Origin of the sequence: Clostridium puniceum, from assembly GCF_002006345.1 — a bacterium.
GTDB classification, from domain to species: Bacteria; Bacillota; Clostridia; order Clostridiales; family Clostridiaceae; genus Clostridium; species Clostridium puniceum.
The window spans coordinates 48191-74204 of sequence record NZ_LZZM01000138.1; the positions used below are offsets into that span (position 1 = coordinate 48191).

Here is a 26014-nt window from a genome sequence, read left to right on the forward strand (position 1 = left end):
TATAATAAAATTATTCATATATAATTGATTTAAATTTAATGGATAAAGAAACAGGTGGTAAAAATGATAAATAACAATAATATATTAGCAATAATACCAGCAAGAGGTGGATCAAAAGGTGTACCAAGAAAAAATGTAAAAGATTTAAATGGTAAACCGCTTATTGCATATACGATACAGGAAGCTAAAAAAAGCAAATATATAGATAGGATTATGGTATCAACTGAAGATCAAGAAATTGCAGAAATAAGTGATGAGTTTGGTGCAGAAGTTCCATATTTAAGACCTAAAGAACTTGCGCAAGATGATTCAAAGGCAGTAGATTGCGTGATACACTTGTTAAATCAATTAAAAAGCAATGAAAATTATATACCAGATTATGTTTGTTTGCTACAATGTACATCTCCATTAAGAACTGCAGATGATATTGATGGAACTATTTGTAAAAGTATAAATGCAGGTATGGATGGAGCAGTATCAATATGCGAAGCTGAAGTAAATCCCTATTGGACGAATGTATTTGATGGTGATAAATTGAAGTATTTTCTAGAAGAAGGTAAAAAAATAAGTAGAAGGCAGGATTTACCTAAAGTATATAGATTGAATGGTGCAGTTTATGTGATAAAAACAGATGTTTTTTTAAGTAATAAAACATTCGAAACAGAAAATATAACAGGGTATGTTATGAATAATGAAAGCTCAATTGATATAGACACTGAAATAGACTTCCAGTTTGCAGAATTAATTATGAAAGAATGTGAAAATCATGCGTAAAATTGCAGTAGTAACTGGAACTAGAGCAGAATACGGACTACTCAAAAATACATTGATTAAAATAAAAGAAAATAGTAATTTAGAACTTCAATTAATAGTAACAGGGGCTCATCTATCAGAGAATTTTGGAAATACTATCAATGAAATATTAGAAGATGGGTTTGAGGTAGATGAAAAATTACCAATTCTAATAGGTAGTAGTAGTAAAAGTATCATGGCGAAAGAAATGGGATTACTAATGGTTCAACTTTCTCAAACTTTTGAAAGACTAAAACCAGATATATTACTTGTATTAGGCGATAGATATGAAATATTTGCAGCAGTAACAACTGCAATGACTATGAATATACCAATTGCTCACATATCAGGCGGGGAGGTGACAGAAGGTGCTATTGATGAACAAATTAGACATGCAATAACTAAAATGTCACATATTCATTTCCCAGGGGCTGAAGTTTATGTACAGAATATATGTAATATGGGAGAGGAATCTTGGAGAATTTTTAATGTGGGAGATCCTGGAATTGAAAACATTAAAATTACCAAATTTTTAAGTAAAGAAGAGTTAAGAAAAGAATTAGATGTGGTTATTGATGAGGATACATTGCTAGTAACATATCATCCAGTGACACTTGAAATTGATAAAATTTCATATCAGACGGAAAATTTAATTGAAGCATTAAACAAAATAAATAAAAAAATGATAATCACTTATCCTAATGCAGACAACGGTGGTGAACATATAATAAAAAAACTACAAGAATTTGAAAAAATAAATCCAAAAGTTAAATTATTTAAAAATCTAGGAGTTTTAAGATATTTAAGTGTTATGAGATTATGTGGTGCAGTAATCGGAAATTCATCTAGTGCATTAGTTGAAGCACCATATTTGAAAATTCCAGCCGTTAATATAGGAAATAGACAAAAAGGAAGACTCATGGCAGATAATATTATCTGTAGCTATAATGAATGTTCAGATATAATAAGAGCTATAAATAAATCATTAAGTATTGAATTTAAAGAAAAAGTTAAAAATACTAAAAGTCTTTATGGAGAAGGTAATACTAGTGAAGAAATAGTTAAAATTATTGAGAACGTAGAAATAAATGATAAACTATTAAAAAAGAAGCTTGTTTGGAGTTGATAATATGGCAGTATTTATAATTGGAGAAGCGGGAGTTAACCATAATGGAGACATCGAAATAGCAAAGAAACTTGTAGATATGGCAGTGGAATGTGGAGCGGATGCTATAAAGTTTCAAACGTTTAAAGCAGAAGAGAGTACTGGAACATTTGCTGAAAAAGCGCAGTATCAAAAAGAAAATGATCATATAATAGAGAGTCAACTTGAAATGATAAAAAAACTTGAATTGCCTTTTGAAGATTTTAAAGAAATTCAAACTTATTGCAATGAAAAAGGAATTATTTTTATATCTACCCCGGATGGCGAGCAAAGTTTAAATTATTTAGTTAGTATAGATGTACCTTTAATTAAAATTGGTTCTACGGAAGTCACAAATTACGAATTTCTAAGACAGATAGGAAAAACGCTTAAACCTATAATAATATCGACTGGTATGAGTACTTTAGGCGAAGTAGAAAAGGCAATTGAAGTTATATATTCTACTGGTAATAATGATGTGAAACTTATGCATTGTACTACAGATTATCCAACAGAATTAGAGGATGTGAATTTAAAATCTATGGTTACAATGAGGGATGCATTTAAAGTAAAAGTTGGATTGTCGGATCATACAGCAGGATCTGAAGCAGCTATAGCAGCAGTAGCTCTTGGTGCTGAATTTGTAGAGAAACATATTACTCTAGATAGAAATATGGAAGGACCAGATCATAAAGCATCTATGTCAAAAGAAGATTTTAAGAAATATGTTCAGCTTATAAGAAATACTGAAAAACTTTTGGGTGATGGTATAAAGAAGCCAACTGAAAGAGAATTGGCTATAATGAAAGATGTAAGAAGAAGTATAGTAACTACTTGTGATTTAAAAAAAGGAACTATAATTGAAAAAGATATGCTTTCATATAAGAGACCAGGATATGGCATAAAGCCAGAGTTATCTTATGTTTTAATTGGAAGAGAACTTAAAAGGGACTTAGCAAAAGATGAGGTCATAGAATGGAAAGATATTTAAAGCCAATAGGTGGAGAGCAATGGTTTGATATAAACTTATTTGATGATAAATTAAATAAGTTTAAAAGTACAGAGGCAGTATTTTTAAATAGTGGGCAGAGTGCTATTCGATTTATACTTAAAGATATTGGAATAAGAGATGGTGAATATATATTGATGCCGTCTTATTTATGCCCAACCATTTTATATAGCTTCAAAAAATTAAATATTAAATATGAATTTTATAAAATAAATAAAGATTTATCCATAGATTTAGATGATGTTAAATCCAAAATGAATAAATTTAATATAAAAGCGGTATTTTTTATTAACTATTTTGGATTTTATCATAATGAAGATACTATAGAGTATTTACTACAATTGAAAAATCGAGATATTATAATAATTGAAGATGCAGTACAAATGTTGTGGTTTAATAGAAAAAAGTTTATTGGTGATTATGTTTTTAATAGTTACAGAAAATTTCTACCTATAGATGGTTCAATTGTATTATGCAATAAAACGAAAAAAATTGACTTTGAAGAAGATAATTATTATGAAAAAGTTAATTTAGCAAGAGCTAAGAAAACACTTTTTCAAAACTTTAATATTGGAAGTGAAGAAGAATTTTTAAATTTATATGAAGAAGCTGAAGTAGAGTATTATAAAAGAGAAAAAATAATAGGTATGGATTATGAATCTAAAAAAATGCTTTCAAAAGTAGCTTATGAATTCATTCATAAGAAAAGAAAAGAAAATTATTCTTATTTACATAATCTATTAATAGAAAATAAGAAAATACAAATTATGTATAGCAAAAATAGAATTAATGATAACACCATATTAGGATTACCTATTCTAATAAAAAATAGAGATGAAATTAGAAGAAAATTAAGAGAAGTTAGTATATATTGCCCTGTTCATTGGAATATTTTACACGAAGATTGGTGTAATAAATATGCCGATAGTAAATTTGTATCAACACGAATTATCACTATTCCCATTGATCAAAGATATGACCTTAATGATATGGAAAGAATAGCAAATATTATTGAAAATATTGATGATATATAAGGAGGGTCTAAATATGGAGATTTATTTAAGTCAATGTAATCTGAATGATTTTGAAAGTTTTTATTTTTTGAAATGTGATGAAGAAAATATTTATTGGACAGGACATAAAACTAAGCCAGAAAAACAAAATCTTGAAAAGTGGTTTATTGAACAATTGCAACGTAAAGATAGAATTATGTTTTTAGCCAAGAATAAAATAAATGATGAAATTGTAGGATATTTATATTTAGATATAGTGGGAGAGTTAAAAAATATAATTGAAACAGGACATGGAGTTCATAGTAAATTTAAAGGGAATGGATTAGGGACTAGAATTATTTGTTTAGCAATACAATATACTAAAGAAAATTTGAAATTTATTGATGAAGTGGATGGTTGGATATTAGAAAATAATATTGGTTCTATTAAAAATGTATTAAAAAATGGATATTTAGGAACCGATGAAACAAAAAATGTTTTTATAGAAAGCACAAATAAAAATGAGTGTATGCGAAAGTATATTTATAAAATAGAAAGGTAATTTATACTAATATGCAAGATTTATTATATACTAGTTCTCCAAAATGGAATGAATATTTAGAAATAATGAATAAAGATAATGAAGACATATATTTTTCGAAAAATTATTATAATATGTATGAACAAAATGGTGATGGAAAAGCAGAATTATTTGTATATAAAGAAGAAAATGATATTGCAATATATCCTTTTATGTTAAATGAAATAAAAGGATATAGATTAGATAAAAAATATTATGATATTGAATCTGCTTATGGTTATGGCGGTCCGCTAACTAATAATTACGATGAAAAATTTTTGATGAACTTTGAAAATAGTTTTTTAGAATATTGTAGTGCAAACAATATAATTGCCGAATTTATAAGATTTCATCCTTTAATAAAAAATGAAAATATATTTAAGAAAAATATTAAGGTTTTACATAATCGTACAACTGTATATTTAGATTTAACTAAAGGTATACAGGCAATTTGGAAAGAAGATATAAAAAGTAAAAATAGAAATATGATAAGAAAAGCAGAAAAAAATGGTTTAGTAGTAGAAAATAGTGATGATTATGAAGAGTTCCAAAGTATATATTCTAAAACTATGGATAAGGTCGAAGCCAATGATTATTACTACTTCAATGAGAATTATTACAAGCAAATCAAAAACAGTGATAATTATATTTTATTAAATGTTAAGCAAAATGATATGGTTATAGCGTCAGCTATATTTATTAAGTATGGAAAATTTTTTCATTATCATTTAGCTGGAAGTTTAAAAGAATATCTTAAATTCGCTCCAAATAATTTGTTACTATGGGAAGCTATTAAATTAGCTTGTAGCAGTGGGGCGAAAATGTTTCATTTTGGAGGGGGATTAAGTGATTGTATAGACGATAAGCTTTTTAAATTTAAGAGCAGTTTTTCAAAAAATACAACAGATTTTTATATAGGTAAAAGAATACATAATAATGAAATTTATGAGTATTTAATAAATGAGTGGGAAAAAGAAAATGAAAAAAAGGCCACTATTTTATTGCAATACAAATCTTAATAATTAAAAATTACTTAGAAGGTGAAGATATGATAAAAGCACTAATATTTGATTTAGATGATACATTATATTATGAAAAAGAATATGTACTTGGAGCTTTAAAAAAAGTGGCATATTACCTGGGAAATAAGTATAGGAAAAATGAAGAAAAATTTTATATTAGAATGGAAGAAATCCTTAATACATTAGGTAGAGGAAAAATATTTAATATAGTATGTGAAGAAAACAACTTTGCTGAAGATATAAATGATTTAGTTGATTTATATAGAAATTCAAAACCTAAATTAAATCTTTATGATGATAGTAAAGAAATTTTAAAATGGGCAAGAGAGCACGATTATAAACTTGGAATAATTACAGATGGATGTTCAAAGGTTCAATGGAATAAAATTGATGCTTTAAATATAGAAAAATTAGTAGATAAAATTATTGTAACAGATGATTTAGGAAAAGAGTTTTGGAAACCACATGGGAAATCATATTTAGATATGATGAAATATTTTGGGGTAAGTAAAGATGAATGCGTATATATTGGTGATAATCCTAATAAAGATTTTATTGGCGCTAGAGAGCTTGGAATGAAAACCGTCAGAATTATAAGAGAACAAGGAGATCATATTACAATATTTTTGGAAAAGGAATACGAGGCAGACTTTAATATATTAAATCTTTTGGAATTAAAAGAGGTATTAAAGTCAATAAACAATTAATATTGAAAACTTAAATGAGAAAATTCGACTAATCAAATTAATAAAGAAGTTAATTAGCAAAATTTATTTTACTTTTTTGGATAAATATAAAAATATAAGAGGTGAATATTTATGAAAGTCTTATGTATAGTTCAAGCTAGAATGGGTTCAGAAAGATTGTCAGGTAAGGTTATGAAGAAAATAAATGGTGAGCCTATGATTAGTTACACATTAAAGTCACTTGAAAAGAGCAAATACATAGATGAAATAGTTTTAGCTACATCAACATTAGAAATAAATGACCCTTTAGTAAAATATGTTGAAAGTATTAATTTTAATGTATTTAGAGGAGATGAGGATAATGTACTTCAGAGATATAAACTTTCAAGTGATAAATATAATGGAGATGTAATAATTAGAGTTACTGGAGATTGTCCTTTAATCAATCCTATAATAGTTGATAATGTTATAACAAAGTACTTAATATATGATTATGACTATGTAAGATTAGATGTTCCGGATACGTTTCAAAGAGGATATGATGTAGAAGTATTTTCAAAAGAGGCTTTAGATAAAGTATATAATAAGGTTTGCTCTAAAGAAAATATTGAAAAACAAGAGTATCAGCCTTTTAGAGAGCATGTAACTTATTATATTTACAATCATCAAGATGAATTTAAGGTTGGGTATGTTAAGGGAGAAGATAATTATTTTGAAAATAGAGATATAAATATAAGTGTAGATACTGAAGAGGACTTTAAAAGGGTTGAAGAACTATTAAAGATTGAAGAACACTAAATACTTAATTAGGTAGATAATTTTCTATATGTAAAATTTTTAATCAAAAATTAAACTTCTTTTTGGCAATGGTTGAATTGATATAACAATATATTGTCACAAAGAAGTTTTTTTATACATATTAATCCAATGGATTTTTAGTTAAGAAATTAAAACATATTACGATAATAATAGGAGAAATAAAATATTATTATAATATTAAAGATAGAAATTTAAATCAATTAAGAAAGCAGAGCTTTTGTAGAAAAACTAAATCTAGAAAAGACACAACAATATTTAGAATATGACAATTATTTATGGAATGTAGCGTCTATTTTAGAAAAAGATGATGGGATATATGTTATTTCAATTGATATTAGAACATATCAAACTGTGGAAAGATACCGAATCAAAGGTGAAAAAGAAAATATAACTTTAGGAATAGGATCTTATATTGATGGAACTAATAATATAGTGATATTATTTGGCTAACAAATAATTATTGATAGATTAAGTGAAATATTGTACGATCAATCATTTGATTTTATTGTAATTAATTCCAGTTATGTAAAATAAGGAAGGAGAAAATTTATGAAAAAAAAGAAGGTAGTTATGTTTGGAGCTTCTAAAATGGGAGAAGCGGCTTATGCATTATTTAAAGATAGATATAATATTAGTTATTTTTGTGATAATGATGGTCATAAATGGGGAAAAAATTTTTGTGGATTAAGAGTAATTTCTCCAGAATCTTTAAAAAATGAAGAATTTGAAAATACCATGATTATAATAACAAGTATATATCATAAGGAAATTATGAAACAATTAATAGATATGCAAATAAGTGATATAGAGATATTTAGTTATGAATCAAATGGAATAAAACAAATGTATAGTGATGCTAATTTTATACAGAATGTTATTGATAAAATATATGATGATAATAACGATAAATACAATCTACATATAATGATAGATAATTTCTATTGTAGGAGATTTATAGAGTTTACAAATGAGAACTTTAATCCTAGAGAGCATAAATTTATAATTCTAACTTATGAACCAATAAAATTTGTAGATAATATAAATGGTTATGAAAATACAGAAGTTATTAATATAGGAAAATATACAGAGCTAAGATTATGCTATTATATTAAAGAATCTAGTAAAGTTTTTATACACTATTTAACAGACTATATATGCGAGTTTATATGCGATTATAATATAGATAGATATACAGAAATTAATTGGATTTTATGGGGTGGAGATCTGTATGGGTATATAGATAGTGAATTGTATGATGAAAAAACCAAAGAGTTTATTCAGCAAAAGTGCAAAAAATCTAGTTATTTTAAAAGCTTTGGAAACAATGAATATAGGAAAAAGTGCATAAGCAAATTAAAAAATGTGTTAGCTATTGAAGGTGATTATAGAGTATTAAAAAAACATTTTAATACTAATGCGGAATTTAAAAACTTTATTTATCCTAATCCAGTAAATTTCGAAAAGCTAGATAAAATAAATTATATAGAGATTAAAAATAATCAATTTTACAATTTGAAGAGTAAATATAAATATATAATTTTACTTGGAAATTCAGGAACACCAGAAAATAATCATTTAGATATTTTATATGAGTTAAAGTATTTAAAATTAGAAAGTTTTTGTGTTATATGCCCATTATCTTATGGAGATGAAACTTATATTAATGAAATTATTAAAGCAGGCAAAGAAATTTTAGGAGAGAAATTTATTCCATTAGAAGATTTTTTGCAGCCGGAAGAATATTTTAATTTATTAAAATTTGTAGATATAGGAATTATGAATCACAATAGGCAACAAGGCGTTGGCAATATATTAGCATTAGCATATTTACAAAAAAAATTATTTATAAAAGATAATATAACTACAAATGAAATGCTAACGGGCTTAGGTGTAAAATTATTTGATATTAAGGAAATAAAAAATATTAATAAGATACTTATGCTAAATTTAGATAAAAATGAAAAAAGTATTTTAGAGAACTTTGGAAAAGAAAGTATTTTAAGAATCCACAAAGAAATATATTAATTTTAAAGGTTAGAGGTGGGGTTGTTTGCGAAGTAAATTAATGCTTTTTATTGCTACTGAAAAAGGGGAGTGTGTATTAAAAAGTTTACTAAGCTTTGATAAAGATTTAGTGAAAATAGTTATTGGATTTAATGAAGTGAATGTGAAGGAAAATTATTACAATGAGATTAAAGACAGGTGTCAAAATAATGAGATTTTGTTTTACGATTGGAATGATGTAAAGAGCAATCTGGAGTGTTTACTTATTAATGAGGATATAAGTGAAGCTGTTGCAATAGGATGGAAATTTTTCATTCCTTTATCTATAAATAAATATTTAAAGCATAAATTAATAGTTTTTCACGATTCCTTATTGCCTCAATATAGAGGATTTGCTCCAACTCCAACTGCATTAATATGTGGAGAAAAAGAGATTGGAATGAGCGTAATATACGCTGAGAAAGAAGCAGATTGTGGAGACATTATAATACAAAAAAAATTTTGTGTTGATGAGAAAATATACATAAAAGATGTTATAAAAAAGCAAAGTGAATTATATTGTGAAGCAATGTTGGAACTTATAACTAAATTAGAAAATGATAACATAATAACATATAAACAAAATAGTAATAACGCTACATATAGCATATGGAGAAATCCTGAGGATTGTGAAATTGATTGGAACGACTCTTCTGAAAAAATATACAATTTGATACGAGCTGTAAATATACCATATACTGGAGCTTTTACATACTTTGAAAATGAAAGAATATATATATGGAAAGCTGAACCAGTAGATGACTTAAATTTTGCTATACGAAATTCAGGCAAAATATGGAAAATAGACAATGGTATGCCATTGATTGTTTGTGGTGAAGGAGTATTGAAATTAACTGATATTACAGATGAAAATGGAAATGATTTTATTTTTAATAAATTAAGAATAAGATTAGGAAGAAGGTGGTAAAGATAATGATACCATTTAATAAAGCGTATATAACAGATAAAGAATATATATATATAAAAGATGCAGTAAATAAAAATCATATATCGGGTGATGGGCATTATACAAAAAAAGTAGATTCATTTATAGAAAAAACTTTTGATGTAAAGAAATCTTTAATGACCACTTCTTGCAGTTCAGCACTGGATATGGCAGCTATTTTGTTAGATTTAAAGCAAGATGATGAGGTTATAATGCCATCATATACTTTTGTATCCACAGCTAATGCAGTAGTTCTTAGAGGTGCAAAGCCTGTGTTTGCTGACATAAGTGAAAATACTTTAAATATAGATCCGAAAGATATAGAAAGAAAAATAACTAAAAAAACTAAAGCTATATTTCCAGTTCATTATGCAGGTGTCTCTTGTGATATGGATTATATTATGAATTTAGCTAAAGAATATAATTTAAAAGTAGTAGAAGATGCAGCTCAAGGAGTAAATGCAAAATATAAAGGTAAATACCTAGGAACTATAGGTGATATGGGATGTTATAGTTTTCATGAAACTAAGAATTATTCATCAGGAGAAGGCGGAGCTATAAGTATAAATAGGAATGAGAATTTAATAAAAAGGGCTGAAATAATAAGAGAAAAAGGAACTAATAGAAGTCAGTTTTTTAGAGGAGAGGTAGACAAATATACGTGGGTAGACATGGGATCAAGCTATCTTCCTTCAGATATATTAGCCGCTGTATTGTGGGCACAGTTTGAAAAACTTAATGAAATTCAACAAAAAAGAAAAAATATTTATGAAACTTATTATGAAGGATTAAAAAACTTACAGCAAAAAGGCAAATTAAGATTACCTTTTATTCCAGAAGAATGTGAAAGTAACTATCATATGTTTTATATACTTTTAAATTCAAATGAAGAAAGAAATTATCTAATGGATAATCTAAAAGAAAAAGAAATAAATTCTGTATTTCATTATATACCTCTTCATGTTTCGCCAATGGGTAAAAAATTAGGATATAAAATAGGTGATTTGCCTAAGACAGAAAACTTAAGCGGAAGATTATTGAGATTACCTATGTATGTAGATTTAACAAAGGAAGAACAAATTTACGTAATAAATAGTATTCATAAAATTTTATAAGTTATTATAAATTAAGGAGGGAAAGAATGAAAACCAATATTATATTATTTGGTGCATCTAAATTAGGAATAAACGTATATAATATGTTAAGTAATAAATATAATATAATTTATTTTACTGATAATGATGAAAAAAATGGGGAGATAAAATAAATGATGTTATGGTGATATCTCCCAATAAGCTCAAAAAAATTAAAGATAGCACTATAATTATTACAAGCATGTATTATAAAGAAATAATAAAACAGTTAAGTGAAATGAAAATAGACAAATATACTTTAGATAGTGTAGCGCAAAACTGGATGAATCACTATTTACCCCAAGGGGGATTTCATTTAATTGAGGCATATAAGCCTGAAGCAAAAAAGTCTTAGTTATGGCTTGTGGATGTGGAACTTCAGTATTTTATCGATTATTAAATGGATATGATGTTTATGGAATTGACCCAGAACAGTGGAAGCGTGACTTTATAGATATGAAAATCAATGAACCAGGGTTTCCAGTAGAATGGAAAGAGAAATTTTATAAAGGTGTAGGAGAACAATTACTACAAAGATGATTATTTTGATGCAGTAGTTTCATATTATACACTTGAACATGTTCAAGATTGTGGAAAATGCATTTCTGAAATGCTAAGAGTAACAAAAGATGATGGCGCTATTTTTATACAATGTCCAGATTATATAGGAACATATGAACCACATTATAATTTACCTTAGTTACCATTTTTTTATAAAAGAATAGCTAGCATGTATTAAAAAACTATGAGTAGACCATCAAGAGTAGTATATACAATAAATTATACAACAAAAAGATCTATTATAAAAAGTATTAATAAATATACAATTGAAAATAAAAAAGTTACAGCACATATCACAGACTTATTCTACGCAAATTTTGTTAAAAATAGAAAAGATATTTTTCCAAAGACTAGATTTTTTTACGTAGAATAGTAAATTATTTCAAAGCGCTTTGTAATAGGGAAATTCAAATATCTGTTTATGTAAGAGTACATAAACAGTCATAATAGAAGTTTAAATGAACGAGGCTACATAGAAGAATTTTTATAATATAGTAAATTTATATAATGAAACAAAGATAGTAGAAAAGACTCAAAATATAAACTTAACGCAACTAATATAAAATATAAGCTATGGAGATGAAAAAAATTCTAGAAAGAATACTAAATTTTATGAATTAATGAATCAGGCTGATGTGGTTATTATGAATCAGATCAGATAGCAAAGTTTCTGAAATATTTAAAAGTGATAATATACAAAGTTATAAAGAATTATTTAAAGAGAGTTTATCGAAAGAAGTCTCTCTATTTTAAAAGAAGATATGAATGATAGGATTATAGAAAATAATATTATTTTCTATTAGGATTTGTTATGCCATATCTTTAGATTACATAAATTTTAGATTAGTAAGAAAATTATATAAAAAATTATGTGGAGTTAATACTCTATTATGGAGTGGAATATATGAAAATGGGAATAATAGGAACAGGTTATGTTGGACTTGTCACAGGCATTTGCTTTGCGGATATAGGACATGAAGTAATTTGTATAGATAAAGATAAAGACAAAATTAATAAATTAAAAGATGGAATATGTACTATTTATGAACCAGGATTAGAAGCGCTTTTGTTAAAAAATGTAGGAAATAAACTACATTTTACTAGTGAATATAAAGAAGGCTGTAAAGATAGAATGGTTTTATTTATAGGCGTTGGAACTCCAGAACTTGAAGATGGTTCGGCCTGTTTAGATTATGTATATGAAGCGGTAAGAGAAATTATAGATAATATTAACAATGATGCATTAATTGTAATAAAATCGACAGTGCCAATAGGAACAAATGAAAAAATTGAAGAATACATAAATGAAAATAATAGAAGTTCATATAAAATAGAGGTAGCTTCTAATCCCGAGTTTTTATCACAAGGATCAGCTATTAATGATACATTAAATGCAAGTAGAATTGTAATCGGTGCTGAATCAGAAAACGCAAAAAATATTTTAATTGAAGTGTATAAAGATTTTAAAAGTCCGATGATCATTACAAATAGAAAAAGTGCAGAAATGATAAAATATGCATCAAATGATTTTTTAGCATTAAAGCTTTCATTTATAAATGAAATTGCGAATTTATGTGAAATTGTTGGAGCTGATATAGAAGAAGTTACAAAAGGTATGTCTCATGACAAACGAATTGGTGATAAATTTTTAAATGCTGGAATTGGTTATGGTGGATCATGTTTTCCCAAAGATACAAAAGCACTACATTGGTTGGCAAATGATTGGGGTTATGAATTAAAGACAATTAAAGCTGCAATTGAGGTTAATGAAAATCAGAAATTAAAGTTATATAGAGAAGCGAAAAAGAAAATTAGTTCTTTTAAAGGAATTAAAGTTGGGATTCTTGGAGTTACATTTAAACCTTATACTGATGATTTAAGAGAAGCGCCTTCGCTTGTAAATATAAACAGATTATTGCAAGATAACGCTAATATATATGTTTATGACCCTGTAGCATTAGAAAATTTAGAGAATATATATGAAGATAGGGTCAGTTATAAAGACAATATAGATGATACTATTGATAATGCAGATATTGTTTTTATTTTTACAGAATGGAATGAGATTAAAGAATATCCTCTGTCAAAATATAAAGAATTAATGAAAGAACCAATAATATATGATGGTCGTAATTGCTATTCAATACAAGAAGCTAAAGATTTAGAAATACAATATTATTCAATAGGACGTAAATAAATATAATTATTAAAAGTTATATCAAAGATAATATATTTATATGGGAAGAAAGGTGTTTTTAATGAATAAAGAAAAATTAATTATTTATGGTGCATCAAATTATGGAATGAAAGTGTATTTATCCTTACAGAATCAGTATAATATTTTATTTTTTGTAGATAGTGATACTGAAAAACAAGGTACTGTGCTTTTGGATAAAAAGATATGTTCACCAAAAGTTTTATCAGAGTATAAAGATGTAAATATTATAATTGGTAGTAGTTATTTTGAAGAAATTTTTTATGATTTATCAAAGATGGGAATAAAAAATATATTGAAATTTCAAGATTCTTTTTGTGCAATCCCACATACAGAAGGTAATTCTTGGAATGATTTAAATGAGAATAAAACTATTAACTTGGGAGAATTTTTGAAGAACTTTGAAGAAATAAAATTAAAAACATTAACTTTTATACCTGGTGGATCTGGCGTCTTAGATTACGCTTTTAAAAAGCTTTGATTCAAAAATTTAATTTGAAAAATTATTTAGAAATAGGAACATATATTGGTGAGAGCATAAATGTTATTTCAGATATTTGCGATGTTTGTTATAGTATTACTGCACCTATTGATGCTCCTTATTCAATGAAAAATTGGTGCAAGGACGCTAATATTCCAGATTACTCTGAAAGGTTAGCTACATCTAAAAATATTAGACATTATTATTGTGATTCAAAAACTTTTGATTTTAGTAGTATTGATGAAAAAATAGATGTATATTTTATTGATGGAGACCATTCATATTATGGTGTATATCATGATACAAAGAATATTTTTGAGAATAAAAATGAAGATTCATTTGTAATTGGGCATGATTTTAAAAGGCAAGGTGCTGTATTTAATGAAGATGTTATTTTAGCTGTGAAAAATGTTTTAAAACAGGAATTTGATAATGTTTTTGTTACTAATAACAATATATGTGGAATTTATATTCCTAAAAAATATCAAAAAGATTTTCCATTAAAAAAATTAGGTTATAGTGAAGAAAGAGAGGAACTATACACATATGATACATCAATAAGACCTAATATTAACAAATGATTTTTATGGTTTTAAAAGTATAAATAATAAAAAGATTATTATCAGAATTGAAAGCAATTAAAAAAATCAATACTTGTCGAATTATATAAGCGACTATTAGTGATGTTTGAAAATGGAAAAAATTTTTATTTATAATGATGAATGTAAGTAATGTAATATTGAAAACTTTTACTAAAGAATATAAAAAAGAAAGCAAATTAAAGTTTATAAGTTATTATATTGTGTAGACAAGTTAAAAAGATCTGTATTTTTTTAAGAAATTAAAGTTGAATTTAGTGGAGTTACATTTAAACTTAATACTGGTGATTTAAGAGAAACGCCATATAATAGTAAGTATAAATCAATTATTACAAGATTGAGCAAATATTTTTACTTAAATTCTCTGAACTTAGAGAATTTAAAAAAATTATGGATAGAAGATTTATTATGTTAAAGATATTGATGAAGCAATTATTAAGGTTGATATAACATTTATTTTCACTGAATGGAAAATAATAAAAGACTATAATTTATAAAGATATGTTGAACTAATAAATCAACTTGTAATTTATGAAGGTTGAAGTTATTTAATTAAAAATGGGGGGATGAAGTTGAGTATTTTGGCAGTAATACAAGCAGATAATAGATACAGTAACTGTTTTAATAAAATATATGATAAAGAAGTAATTAAGCAAACAATAGATAATATTAATGGAATTGAAAATATTAGAGCAATTGTAATTAATACATATAATTGTAAAAAAATGAGAAGTTGGAAGAATATAATTCTAAAATTGAAATACAGTATTCAAATGAAGAAAATCTAAGTATTAGATTTATTGAGTGTATAAAAAATTATGACTAAGAGATTATTATAAGATGTAGTGCGGAACAGCGTATTTTAGATAGCATAAAAATGAATCAAAAGATTGAAGAATTTATGAATACACAAGGTGATTTTTATTATCCAATAAATAGTGGTTCAAGACGTGATATTGTAAAGAAAGATATTTTAATTGATAATGTTAAAGAAATAATCAAATATGACAGATATTATAAGGCTTTCTTAAATAATACAATTAGATTTAAAAATATGAAGTCAATTAATAAAGCTATTACTTTTAACGACATATTAAAATTAGATAGCATTAATTTATATGCAGGGGATATTCAGAAAAATAGAAAGGAATATTCTAAATATATTGGATTATCAATTACATACGAAGATTATAGACATATAAAGTTTGATATTACAGAAGAACATCCAATTAATGATAATATTGTTGATAGTTATCAAGCAGAAGACGTTTTCGAACACATAGAAAGAGAAAAAGTTGTTAAAGTAATAAATGATATTTATAGAATATTAAAACCTGAAAAAGGTTTTTTGAGAATTTCTATATCTGACTATAGATGCGATATTTTATACAACAGAAGTGAAAAAGATTCAGAGGGAAAGATAATATTTGATCAATATGGTGGTGGAGATTTTATAGATGGAAAAGTAATTAATGGTGGACATGTATGGTTTCCAACGTATGAAATTGTTAAGCAAATATTAGAAGAAAGTTTATTTACAGAATATGAATTTTTACATTATTATGATGAATTAGGTTAATCTATAACTAAAGAAATTGATTATACTAAAGGATATGTGCAAAGAACTCCAGATAATGACGAAAGAGTGAAATATCCAGATAGAGCAATGTCTATTGTTGTAGAGTGTTATAAAAAATAGAGGCAATAATTATATAAGAGAATTATAATTATTAAATTTTGAGGAGATGATTCAATTGGATTTAGCACCTATAATATTATTTTGTTATAATAGACCAGAACATACGAAGAAGACAATAGAAGCTCTAAAAAATAATGAGTTAGCTAAAGATAGTATTATATATATTTTTCTAGATGGACCTAAAAAAGAACACGACAAAGAAAATATCAGACAAGTAGAACGAATTATAGAAAACATATCGGGATTTAAGGAATATCGAATATTTAAGTCGAAGAAAAATAAAGGATTAGCAAATTCAATAATAAGTGGAGTAAGTCAAATAATTAATAAACATGAAAAGGTTATTGTATTGGAAGATGACATAGTTACATCTTTTCAATTTCTAACATTCATGAATGAAGCGTTAGAATATTATGAATATGATGATAAAATATATTCAGTTGGTGGATATAATATACCAATTAAAATACCGAAAACTTACAATGAAAGCGTATATTTATCTATTCGAGCTATGTGTTGGGGATGGGGAACATGGAAAAACCGATGGGAAAAAGTTGATTGGGAAGTAAAAGACTATAGTATTTTTAAAAACAATAGAAGAATGATAGATAATTTTAACCAAGGTGGAGATGATTTATCATCAATGTTAAGACAGCAGGTAGATGGAAAATTGGATTCTTGGTACATAAGATGGACATACAATCAATATAAATTGCAACAATATTCTATTTTACCAACAATATCATTAGTTAATAATATAGGATTTGATAATTCAGGAGTTCATTGTGGAAAGACTAATAGATATGACATTAGTTTAAACGAAAAATTTGAGTGGAAGTTAAATCATAATTTAGAGATTAATGAAGATTTAATAAATAATATGAGAATATTTTTTAGTCCAATCTATGGTGAAAAACTAATAGAACAAAAGGAAAAAATGATCAATACTTATCAAAAAAGATATAATTTTACGAATAAATGGATATCAAGCTTGATTTCTAATAAATGCGTAAGTGAGTTACTCATAAAAAAATATAATATAGATACTGTTTCAATATATGGATATGGAATAATAGGACAAAATTTATATAAGCAATTAAAAAAAGAAAATCTGTTAAATGTTCATTGGATAGTGGAAGAAGAAGAAAAGAAATATACTGATAACATTTCATGCATTTCTTTAGAGAATTATCTAAAGAAAAATAAAGATGAAATTTTAGTTATCTCATTACTTGAAGAATATGATGACATTACTAAAAAAATCAAATCGGAAGATACATCAACTAAAGTTATTTCAATAGAAGAATGTATGAATGAAGATTATTAAAGGATATTTCATATATAAGTTGCAGTAATGATTTTACAATTTAGTATCATAATATAAAAGTAGCCAAGTGATATTTGAATGTAGAAATTTAGATGCAATTTATATATATATGTTGCAATAATAAATCTACATCTAAAACCTTGTAATGGTAATCAGCTGCAAATAATTTATATGTAGAAATCTAATTGCAACATATATATGAAAAAATTAAGTTTAAACATTTTTTGTAAATATAAAAAGTAATTATGATAATTTGATAAAATTAGAATAATAGCGTGAAAAATACACCTAAACTTTGGGAAATGTACTTGAGTTATGGTAAAAAAGTCAATATTAATTAAGGACTTTGGAGACCCCCAAATCATCCATTAGACTCTTGTGTGCAAATATTTTATTAAGCCTTGAGTAATAAGAAGTTTTATAGCTTCTTATCTTGCAGTTCGTGTGGTATATCTTATATAGGCCACATAAATTGAATTCTTCACCAATGGTAAGTATGTGGCAAATAGCGTTGAAAATCATCATTGCGATGACTATAAAGTAGGTGTTTTTTAACCCATGCATTTATAAATGCGTTCGTATTTTATTTTGTAGTAAGGCGATTTATCTGATTTCACGGCTGCATGGACAATTTGTACTAATGTAGATTTGAATTAGGCACTGGCACGCATTGTACGGACGATTTCTTCTCACCAGTAGATTCATTATTGCCTGGCATTAGTCCTGCCAACAACATAAACGTTTGAAGGTGGAACAGTGAGACGTATCAGTGATAATTTCGGAGATAATAGTAATTGAAGATTGTTTGTTAACTCTAGTAATGATTAAGAGAAATATATTGTTTTAAATTGAGGAACAATCTATGACTCACCCAGCTGTGATTTGTAGAATATCTTCTCATCAGTTTTGTTATTGCCAAGTGGTGGAAACCGCAACACCATTTTTCATTGCTATTTGTGTCGTCAGCGGTAGCGGCAAAATGGAGGTTAAAATGGAGAAATGTAGTTTAGAAAAATTTTTGGAAATTTGTGAAGTTAGAGATAAAAAATCTAAAATAATTTTATTTGGTGCTTCTGAATATGGAAAACTGGTTGATAAAATTTTAAGTGATTTTAGAATAGAGATAAATAATTTTGCTGACAACAATATGAAGAAAAATGGAAAAATATTTTGTGGCAAAAAAATAATAAGCATAAAAGAAATTAATAAAAATGATATAGTGTTAATAACAAGTAGTTATTATAATGAAATAGATTATCAATTAAAGGGTAATGATATAAACAATGTATATTATGTACATAATATGTATAATATGCATAATCATACACGTGATTTTATTAAGGTATATGAGCAATATGTAGAAATTGGAGAAAAATCAATTCTGAGTAAAGACTTTAAAATGAATTATAATTCACTAAGCAATGAAAAACATTTTATTCTTGGTAGTAATAGTTTATTATTTTGTAGCCTAGTTTTTCAAAAAGATAGTGGTTTAATTGAAGTTGGAAATAGAAGTTATATAGCTAATAATACTAAATTAATATGCGTGAATAAAATTAAGATAGGTAATGATGTCCTTATATCATGGGATTGTACAATTTATGATAATGATTCACATTCTGTTAAATGGGAAGAAAGAAAGTATGATGTTATAAATATGATTAATGATTATGAAAAGTATGGATATATAAATGAGAATAAAGATTGGAGTAATGTTACAAGCAAACCAATTATTATTGAAGATAAAGTATGGATAGGTTTTGGAGTCACTATATTAAAAGGGGTTACAATTGGTGAAGGGGCTATCATAGCAGCCAAAAGTTTAGTGACAAAAGATGTTCCACCATATTCAGTTGTAGCTGGAAATCCAGCTACAATTGTAAAAGTTTTAGATGATAATTAAGTAGAGGTGAGAGGGAATGAAAAAAGCATTAATAACAGGAATTACTGGACAAGATGGATCGTACTTAACAGAAACTCTCTTAGAAAAAGGCTATGAAGTCCACGGAATAGTAAGAAGACATAGTATGATTAGTACAACAAGAATAGACTATCTTTTTGAAGATCCTGAAATAGGAAATAAATATTTATTTCTTCACTATGGAGATTTAACAGATTCAAGTAATTTAAACAGAATATTGGAAAAAGTAAAGCCGGATGAAATATATAATTTAGCTGCTCAAAGTCATGTTTCTGTATCATTTGAAGTTCCTGAATATACAGCGGAAGCGACTGGCGTTGGAACTTTAAGATTACTAGATGCAATAAAAGATTCAGGATTAAATTGCAGGTTTTATCAAGCATCTACGTCAGAACTTTTTGGAGGATTACCAGAAACAGCACCTCAAAATGAAAAGACTCCATTTTATCCTAAGAGTCCTTATGGAGTTGCAAAACTCTATTCTTATTGGATAACTGTTAATTATAGAGAATCATATAATGTGTTTGCTTGCAACGGGATATTATTTAATCATGAATCACCAAGAAGAGGAGAAACTTTTGTTACAAGAAAAATAACAAGAGCAGTTGCATCTATTATAGCAGGCAAACAAGAAAAGCTATCTCTTGGTAATTTGGATGCAAAGAGAGATTGGGGATATGCAGGAGATTATGTAAAAGGAATGTGGTTAATGCTTCAGCAGGATAGACCAGATGACTATGTATTAGCAAGTAATGAAACCCATACGGTTAGAGAATTTGTTGAATTATCATTTAAAGAAGTGGAAATTGAAATTGAGTGGAACGGATCTGGAGTAGAAGAAAAAGGATATGATAAAAAAACAGGACAATTATTAGTAGATATAAATCCTAGATATTTTAGACCGGTAGAAGTTGATTTATTACATGGAGATTGTAATAAAGCAGAACAAATATTAGGATGGAAACGTGAAGTAAGTTTTAAACAGTTAATAAATATGATGATTGATGCAGATATGAGAGAGATAACTGGGTTTTCAATAGAACAATATATTAATAATAAAACACTTAGATAATATAAAATAACATTTATGTGGAGGATATGAAGTAAGCATCAAAGTATACATATTTGGAACTGGTGATGCGATGGTTAAATTTCAAAGATTTATTAATGCAACTGTAGTTGAAATTATAGCATACGTAGATAATGATACTAAAAAGCAAGGAACCAGTATTAATAATATCAATATTATTTCTCCATCACATATTAACAAGTCAATATATGACTATATTATAATTGCTAGTGAGTATTATGATGAAATAAGACTACAGTTAAAAGAATTGGAAATAACTAAGGATATTTTGTCTATTTTTGGCGACTATTCACTTAATGAATATATATGCCTATTTGATAAAATTTTAACTGATGAAGGAAAGGAAACAGTTAAATTTAATTATGAATGTTATCGAGACATTAATTATAGTTTGATTAATATTAAAGATGAGTATTCTATAGGTAAATGTAATAATATGGTAAATAAGTATTATAAAGAAAAAGAAAATTATAAGATAGAATATAACTGTGACGAAGTATGTGATAATGAATTATGTGTTATATATTTTTCTAGTAATGGCATATATTATCCGTCTACTATTGATGAGTTTAAAAAAAGTATAATAATCGGAGATAATTATGAATGGTTTAAAACAAGAATAAATAAAGCTAAGAAACATATTTTTTGCGTGATATATTTCAATGTTGGTACACAACTGGAATTAATTATGAATATAATAATGTTGATATGATACTAAAATTTTTAAAGGAAGAAACAAAAAATTATAAGATAATATGTATAGGATCATCAGCAGGTGGATACATGGCAACATTAGTAGGATCAATTTTAAAAGCAGAATATGTTATAGCTTTTTCGCCGCAGTTTTCTATAAGTAATTATGTTTTTAAAAAAGAAACAAAATATTTAGAGTTAATAGATATTATTCATAAAAATTTAACAACAATATTTTATTTTTGTCCATTTTATAATTTAGAAGATCAGAATCAATATAAATTGATACAAAATGAAATTAATGTAAAAACATTTACGTTTGACAGTAATAAACATGGTATACCAATTAATAAAATACAGTTAAGAGATGTCATTAATATGAGTTATAATCAATTAATTAGATTACATAGCAAATGGAGTGGGAAAATAACTAATAAAAAAGAATTCATACAGAAATGAGGAATTATAAAAAAATGGAAAAGGAAGATAAGATTTTTATAGCAGGACATAAAGGACTTGTAGGTTCTGCTATTGTTAGGTGTTTACAAAATAAAGGATATAATAATTTGATTTTAAAAACTCATGATGAATTGGATTTAATAAATCAAACAGATGTTAATTCCTTTTTTGAAAAAGAAAAACCAGAATATGTTTTCTTAGCAGCTGCAAAGGTTGGGGGAATATATGCAAATGATACATATCCAGCAGATTTTATTTATGAGAATTTAATGATGGAAAGTAACGTAATAAAAGCTTCTCATAACAATCATGTAAAGAAGCTTTTATTTTTAGGAAGTTCATGTATTTATCCTAAATTTGCAAACCAACCAATTAAAGAGAGTGAATTACTTTCAGGCAAATTAGAACCAACAAATGAAGCTTATGCTATGGCTAAAATTGCAGGTCTTGAAATGTGTAAGTTTTTTAAGAGACAATATGGAGATAATTTTATAAGTTGTATGCCAACTAATTTATATGGAATTAATGATAATTTTGATTTAAAAACTTCTCATGTAATGCCAGCTATTATTCGCAAAATTCATGAAGCTAAAATTAATAATCAAAAGCAGGTAGAAGTATGGGGGTCTGGAAAACCATTAAGAGAATTTCTATATGTTGATGATATGGCAGATGCATGTGTATATTTAATGAATAATTATGATGGTGAAGAACATGTAAACATAGGAACTGGAGAAGAAGTTTCGATTAAAGATTTGGCGTTTATAATAAAAGATATTGTAAAATATGAAGGTGAAATTGTATTTAATAGTAAAATGAAAGATGGTACTCCAAGAAAAATTTGTGATGTGAGCAAATTAACAGATTTAGGATGGAAGTATAGAGTAGGTTTAAAAGAAGGAATTAATAGTACGTATGAATGGTATAAAAATAATAAATGTATTAAATAGGGGAAATGTAGTAAATGGATAAGGTGTTATTTACAATAATATTACCAACTTATAATTGTGAAGAGTATATTATACGGACATTGGACTCTATAGTAGAGCAAGATAAACGTCTATATGAATGTATTGTAGTGGATGGATTATCAAAAGACAATACACTTGGTATTGTTAAAGAATATTCCAATAAGTATTCTAATGTAAAATATATAGCTGAAAAAGATGAGGGTGTATATGATGCGATGAACAAAGGAATTAGAGTTGCCGCTGGGGAATATTTATATTTTATCGGAGCTGGAGATACATTATATCTTGATATATTGAAAAATTTAAAAGATGAAATAAATAATGAAGACTTGATTTGTGGGATGAGTTATCATGTGGGAAGAAAATTTTATTTCATGCCACCTAAAAAGAGAGAAGATGGAATTTATCTCTTATTTAATCATCAAGCTATTTTTTATAAGAGAAAAGTGTTTGATATAGTTGGAGATTACGATTCTAAATATAAAATTTATGCAGATAATGTACTGAATAAAAAAATAATTGGGAACTATAAGTTAACAATAAAAAGTACTAATATTAAAATAGCAAAGTATTTAGGAAATGGTATAAGTGAGAGTGAATCAGATGCAAGTATAAAAAATGATTTTGCTAAAATAGTAATAGATAGTTTTGGAAGAGAATATTTAAAGTCTTTATATATTAAAAAAATTAATATTAATAAAATTAATTCTAAAAAGATTATTGCCTGGGGTACTGGTGGCGAATATGAGAAGTCTTCCAAAATAAAAGAATTTGATATTAACTATTTTATTGAATCTAATCCGAAGAAAAACATATATAAAGATAAAGTAGTCAAGCATAGAAAAGAGTTATTGAAGGAGAACAAAGAAAATATATTGATATTAGTGTATTCGGTAGTATATTATCAAGAAATTAGAGCATGGCTTGAGGAAAATGGATTTGCTGAGTTTAAAAATTTTATTCTAATGAATGACGATATTATAAATTTACTAAAAGAAATTAATTTATTATAATTTTAAATTACTTGTATGAAAGGATTAGTTATGGAGGCATATGAAAAAGTTACAAAAGATTTAGTTAGTATAGTAATTCTTAGTTACAATAATTTTTGTTATTATAAGGAGTGCTTAAACTCAATAATTAAACAAACTTGTAGAAATATAGAGATAATTTTAAGTGATGATAATAGTGAATATTTCAATGAAAAAGATGTAATAGATTTTATAAGAGAAAATAGCAATGGTAATATAGTCAATACAATAATAAATAGAAACTGTAAAAATTTGGGCGTGGTTAAAAATTATAATAAGGCTTTAAAGATGAGCAAGGGAGAATATATATTTTATCTGTGTATTGATGATGAATTATATGATGAAAATGTTATTCAAGATGTAGTGAATAATTTTAAAAATACTAATGAATTAATTTTTACAGGGTATAGATATTTGTACGACAAAGATATGAAAATAAAGTTAAAAATATTACCACGTGAAAATGAAGTTAATTTTATAAAAAATTTACATGGATATAAATTATATGAGAAACTTTGCTTAGGATCTTTTATAGCAGGATCTTGTACACCATTTAAGCGAGAATTATTAAATAGAGGATATTTAAATGAAGAATATTTTCATTTAGAAGATTACCCAAGATATTTAAATTTACTTAAAAATAATATTGATATCGGATTTTTTGATAGAATTCTTATAAAATACAGACAAGGTGGAATTACGACAAGTGGGAAAATAAGTGAAAAACTAAAAAAAGATATTGAACGTGTAGAATTATTTGAAAAAAAAGAGTTCTATAGAAATAATTTTGATATTAATTGGTTAAGTAAAAAAAGAATAATAGCTTGGGGCATAGGGGAATGCTTTACAGATTGTTTAGAAAATTATTCACTTAATATAGACTATTTGATAGATTCAAATAAGAATTTAAATAACAAAGATAAAGATGGCATTAAAATTTATAATCCAGATATATTGGAGACTGAAAAAGGAAAAGATGATAGATTTATATTTATATTTAGTTATTCTAATTACTTCGATATAACAAAAGAGTTACATAAGTTAGGATTTATAGAAAAACATGATTATTATCTTTGTAATAAGCAGATTTTAGATATGATGTTAAAAGAGGAGTAAACATATGAAAATAACAATTGTTATTCCAACATATAACAGTGAGTTTTTTATACAAAAAACAATAGATTCGGTTTTAAAACAAACAGATAAAGTTGATAGGATAATAATTATAGATGATTGTAGTAAAGATAATACGGTAGATTTAGTAAAATTTTATGTAAACAATTATGATAATATTGAATTAATATGTGTAGATAGAAATTTGGGGCCAGCTGGTATAAGAAATTATGCTTTAAAATATGTTAATGAAGATTTTGTTATGTTTTTAGATCATGACGATTTAATAGATGTTAACTTAATAAAAGAATATAAGAAGGCTTTGGAAAATACAAATGATGCAGTTTTTATATATTCAAATGCAGTACAAATTGATATGGATGATAATGTTATATCTGATGCTATTGCTTATAGTTTTGTAGATAGGAATGATATATTAGGAGATTTTATAATAAGAAATAGAATATTGTCAATGACAGGTATTCTTATAAATACTAATAAACTTAAAGTTGTAGATGGGTTTGACGACAAATTAATTTATTCACAAGATTGGGATTTGTGGTTAAGACTTATAAATAAAGGCGAGGTTATACACATTGATAAAACTTTTATAAATATAAGAAGACATTTGAATAATACATCGAGAAATATAGAAAATTTTTTAAAAGATGAATTAACTGTATATAAA

Annotated in this window: 28 protein-coding genes and 1 pseudogene; all 29 read left to right on the top strand. The window is 26.0% G+C overall.

The window, feature by feature from the left end:
- The first annotated feature begins 63 nt into the window (after positions 1-63).
- The gene (locus CLPUN_RS10605) at positions 64-774 is read left to right on the top strand and encodes an acylneuraminate cytidylyltransferase family protein (RefSeq protein WP_077847249.1); all 711 of its coding nucleotides are present in this window, start codon (positions 64-66) and stop codon (positions 772-774) included.
- Positions 767-1918, top strand: coding sequence for a UDP-N-acetylglucosamine 2-epimerase (neuC, locus tag CLPUN_RS10610; protein ID WP_077847250.1), 1152 nt, complete (start codon positions 767-769; stop codon positions 1916-1918). The genes CLPUN_RS10605 and neuC overlap by 8 nt, the downstream gene beginning before the upstream one ends.
- Before the next feature lie 4 nt (positions 1919-1922).
- Positions 1923-2927, top strand: a complete 1005-nt coding sequence (gene neuB, locus CLPUN_RS10615) for an N-acetylneuraminate synthase (protein WP_077847251.1) — start codon at positions 1923-1925, stop codon at positions 2925-2927.
- The gene (locus CLPUN_RS10620) at positions 2912-3979 is read left to right on the top strand and encodes a DegT/DnrJ/EryC1/StrS family aminotransferase (RefSeq protein WP_077847252.1); all 1068 of its coding nucleotides are present in this window, start codon (positions 2912-2914) and stop codon (positions 3977-3979) included. The genes neuB and CLPUN_RS10620 overlap by 16 nt, the downstream gene beginning before the upstream one ends.
- Before the next feature lie 13 nt (positions 3980-3992).
- Entirely contained in the window at positions 3993-4499 is a 507-nt protein-coding gene (locus CLPUN_RS10625; RefSeq protein WP_077847253.1) for a GNAT family N-acetyltransferase, read from the top strand.
- A gap of 11 nt (positions 4500-4510) precedes the next feature.
- Positions 4511-5536, top strand: a complete 1026-nt coding sequence (locus CLPUN_RS10630) for a lipid II:glycine glycyltransferase FemX (protein ID WP_077847254.1) — start codon at positions 4511-4513, stop codon at positions 5534-5536.
- 29 nt (positions 5537-5565) lie between these two features.
- Positions 5566-6246, top strand: coding sequence for an HAD family hydrolase (locus CLPUN_RS10635; RefSeq protein ID WP_077847255.1), 681 nt, complete (start codon positions 5566-5568; stop codon positions 6244-6246).
- A 111-nt stretch (positions 6247-6357) separates the two neighbouring features.
- Positions 6358-7023, top strand: a complete 666-nt coding sequence (locus CLPUN_RS10640; protein WP_077847256.1) for a cytidylyltransferase domain-containing protein — start codon at positions 6358-6360, stop codon at positions 7021-7023.
- Between the two features lie 570 nt (positions 7024-7593).
- A complete protein-coding gene (locus tag CLPUN_RS10645; protein WP_077847257.1) occupies positions 7594-9069 on the top strand; it encodes a TDP-N-acetylfucosamine:lipid II N-acetylfucosaminyltransferase family protein in 1476 nt (491 codons plus the stop codon).
- A 25-nt stretch (positions 9070-9094) separates the two neighbouring features.
- Positions 9095-10015 (top strand): formyltransferase family protein, encoded by a 921-nt coding sequence (locus tag CLPUN_RS10650; protein WP_077847258.1) that lies wholly within the window; start codon positions 9095-9097, stop codon positions 10013-10015.
- 5 nt (positions 10016-10020) lie between these two features.
- A complete protein-coding gene (gene rffA / locus CLPUN_RS10655) occupies positions 10021-11148 on the top strand; it encodes a dTDP-4-amino-4,6-dideoxygalactose transaminase (protein WP_198944315.1) in 1128 nt (375 codons plus the stop codon).
- Positions 11149-11174: 26 nt separating this feature from the next.
- Positions 11175-11300, top strand: coding sequence for a hypothetical protein (locus tag CLPUN_RS29175; RefSeq protein ID WP_278281621.1), 126 nt, complete (start codon positions 11175-11177; stop codon positions 11298-11300).
- Between the two features lie 8 nt (positions 11301-11308).
- Positions 11309-11521, top strand: a complete 213-nt coding sequence (locus CLPUN_RS27630; RefSeq protein WP_077847259.1) for a hypothetical protein — start codon at positions 11309-11311, stop codon at positions 11519-11521.
- A gap of 2 nt (positions 11522-11523) precedes the next feature.
- Positions 11524-11706, top strand: coding sequence for a hypothetical protein (locus tag CLPUN_RS10665; RefSeq protein WP_077847260.1), 183 nt, complete (start codon positions 11524-11526; stop codon positions 11704-11706).
- 205 nt (positions 11707-11911) lie between these two features.
- Positions 11912-12100, top strand: a complete 189-nt coding sequence (locus CLPUN_RS27635) for a hypothetical protein (RefSeq protein WP_077847262.1) — start codon at positions 11912-11914, stop codon at positions 12098-12100.
- 531 nt (positions 12101-12631) lie between these two features.
- Positions 12632-13924: a UDP-glucose dehydrogenase family protein gene (locus CLPUN_RS10680; protein ID WP_077847263.1), complete on the top strand. Its 1293-nt coding sequence runs from the start codon at positions 12632-12634 to the stop codon at positions 13922-13924.
- A gap of 61 nt (positions 13925-13985) precedes the next feature.
- Positions 13986-14423, top strand: a complete 438-nt coding sequence (locus tag CLPUN_RS10685; RefSeq protein ID WP_077847264.1) for a nucleoside-diphosphate sugar epimerase/dehydratase — start codon at positions 13986-13988, stop codon at positions 14421-14423.
- Positions 14424-14437: 14 nt separating this feature from the next.
- A complete protein-coding gene (locus CLPUN_RS10690) occupies positions 14438-15004 on the top strand; it encodes a class I SAM-dependent methyltransferase (RefSeq protein WP_158078749.1) in 567 nt (188 codons plus the stop codon).
- Positions 15005-15594: 590 nt separating this feature from the next.
- Positions 15595-15810, top strand: a complete 216-nt coding sequence (locus CLPUN_RS10695) for a hypothetical protein (RefSeq protein WP_077847266.1) — start codon at positions 15595-15597, stop codon at positions 15808-15810.
- An 89-nt stretch (positions 15811-15899) separates the two neighbouring features.
- Positions 15900-16601, top strand: coding sequence for a class I SAM-dependent methyltransferase (locus tag CLPUN_RS10700; RefSeq protein ID WP_077847267.1), 702 nt, complete (start codon positions 15900-15902; stop codon positions 16599-16601).
- Positions 16602-16776: 175 nt separating this feature from the next.
- Positions 16777-18048: a glycosyltransferase gene (locus CLPUN_RS10705; RefSeq protein ID WP_158078750.1), complete on the top strand. Its 1272-nt coding sequence runs from the start codon at positions 16777-16779 to the stop codon at positions 18046-18048.
- A 1735-nt stretch (positions 18049-19783) separates the two neighbouring features.
- Positions 19784-19933, top strand: a pseudogene (locus CLPUN_RS29615) (hypothetical protein); the annotation flags it as partial.
- Positions 19934-19967: 34 nt separating this feature from the next.
- On the top strand, positions 19968-21041 hold the full coding sequence (gene gmd / locus CLPUN_RS10715) for a GDP-mannose 4,6-dehydratase (RefSeq protein ID WP_077847269.1): 1074 nt from the start codon (positions 19968-19970) through the stop codon (positions 21039-21041).
- Positions 21042-21111: 70 nt separating this feature from the next.
- Positions 21112-21771: a hypothetical protein gene (locus CLPUN_RS10720; RefSeq protein WP_077847270.1), complete on the top strand. Its 660-nt coding sequence runs from the start codon at positions 21112-21114 to the stop codon at positions 21769-21771.
- Positions 21768-22211 (top strand): hypothetical protein, encoded by a 444-nt coding sequence (locus CLPUN_RS10725; protein WP_158078751.1) that lies wholly within the window; start codon positions 21768-21770, stop codon positions 22209-22211. The genes CLPUN_RS10720 and CLPUN_RS10725 overlap by 4 nt, the downstream gene beginning before the upstream one ends.
- A 14-nt stretch (positions 22212-22225) precedes the next feature.
- Positions 22226-23161 carry a GDP-L-fucose synthase family protein gene (locus tag CLPUN_RS10730; RefSeq protein WP_077847272.1) on the top strand — a complete coding sequence of 312 codons (936 nt, stop codon included), beginning with the start codon at positions 22226-22228 and terminating at the stop codon, positions 23159-23161.
- 14 nt (positions 23162-23175) lie between these two features.
- Positions 23176-24195 (top strand): glycosyltransferase, encoded by a 1020-nt coding sequence (locus CLPUN_RS10735; RefSeq protein WP_077847273.1) that lies wholly within the window; start codon positions 23176-23178, stop codon positions 24193-24195.
- A gap of 15 nt (positions 24196-24210) precedes the next feature.
- A complete protein-coding gene (locus CLPUN_RS10740; RefSeq protein ID WP_198944316.1) occupies positions 24211-25329 on the top strand; it encodes a glycosyltransferase family 2 protein in 1119 nt (372 codons plus the stop codon).
- Between the two features lie 4 nt (positions 25330-25333).
- On the top strand, positions 25334-26014 hold a 681-nt coding region (locus tag CLPUN_RS10745), incomplete at its 3' end, for a glycosyltransferase (protein ID WP_143329030.1).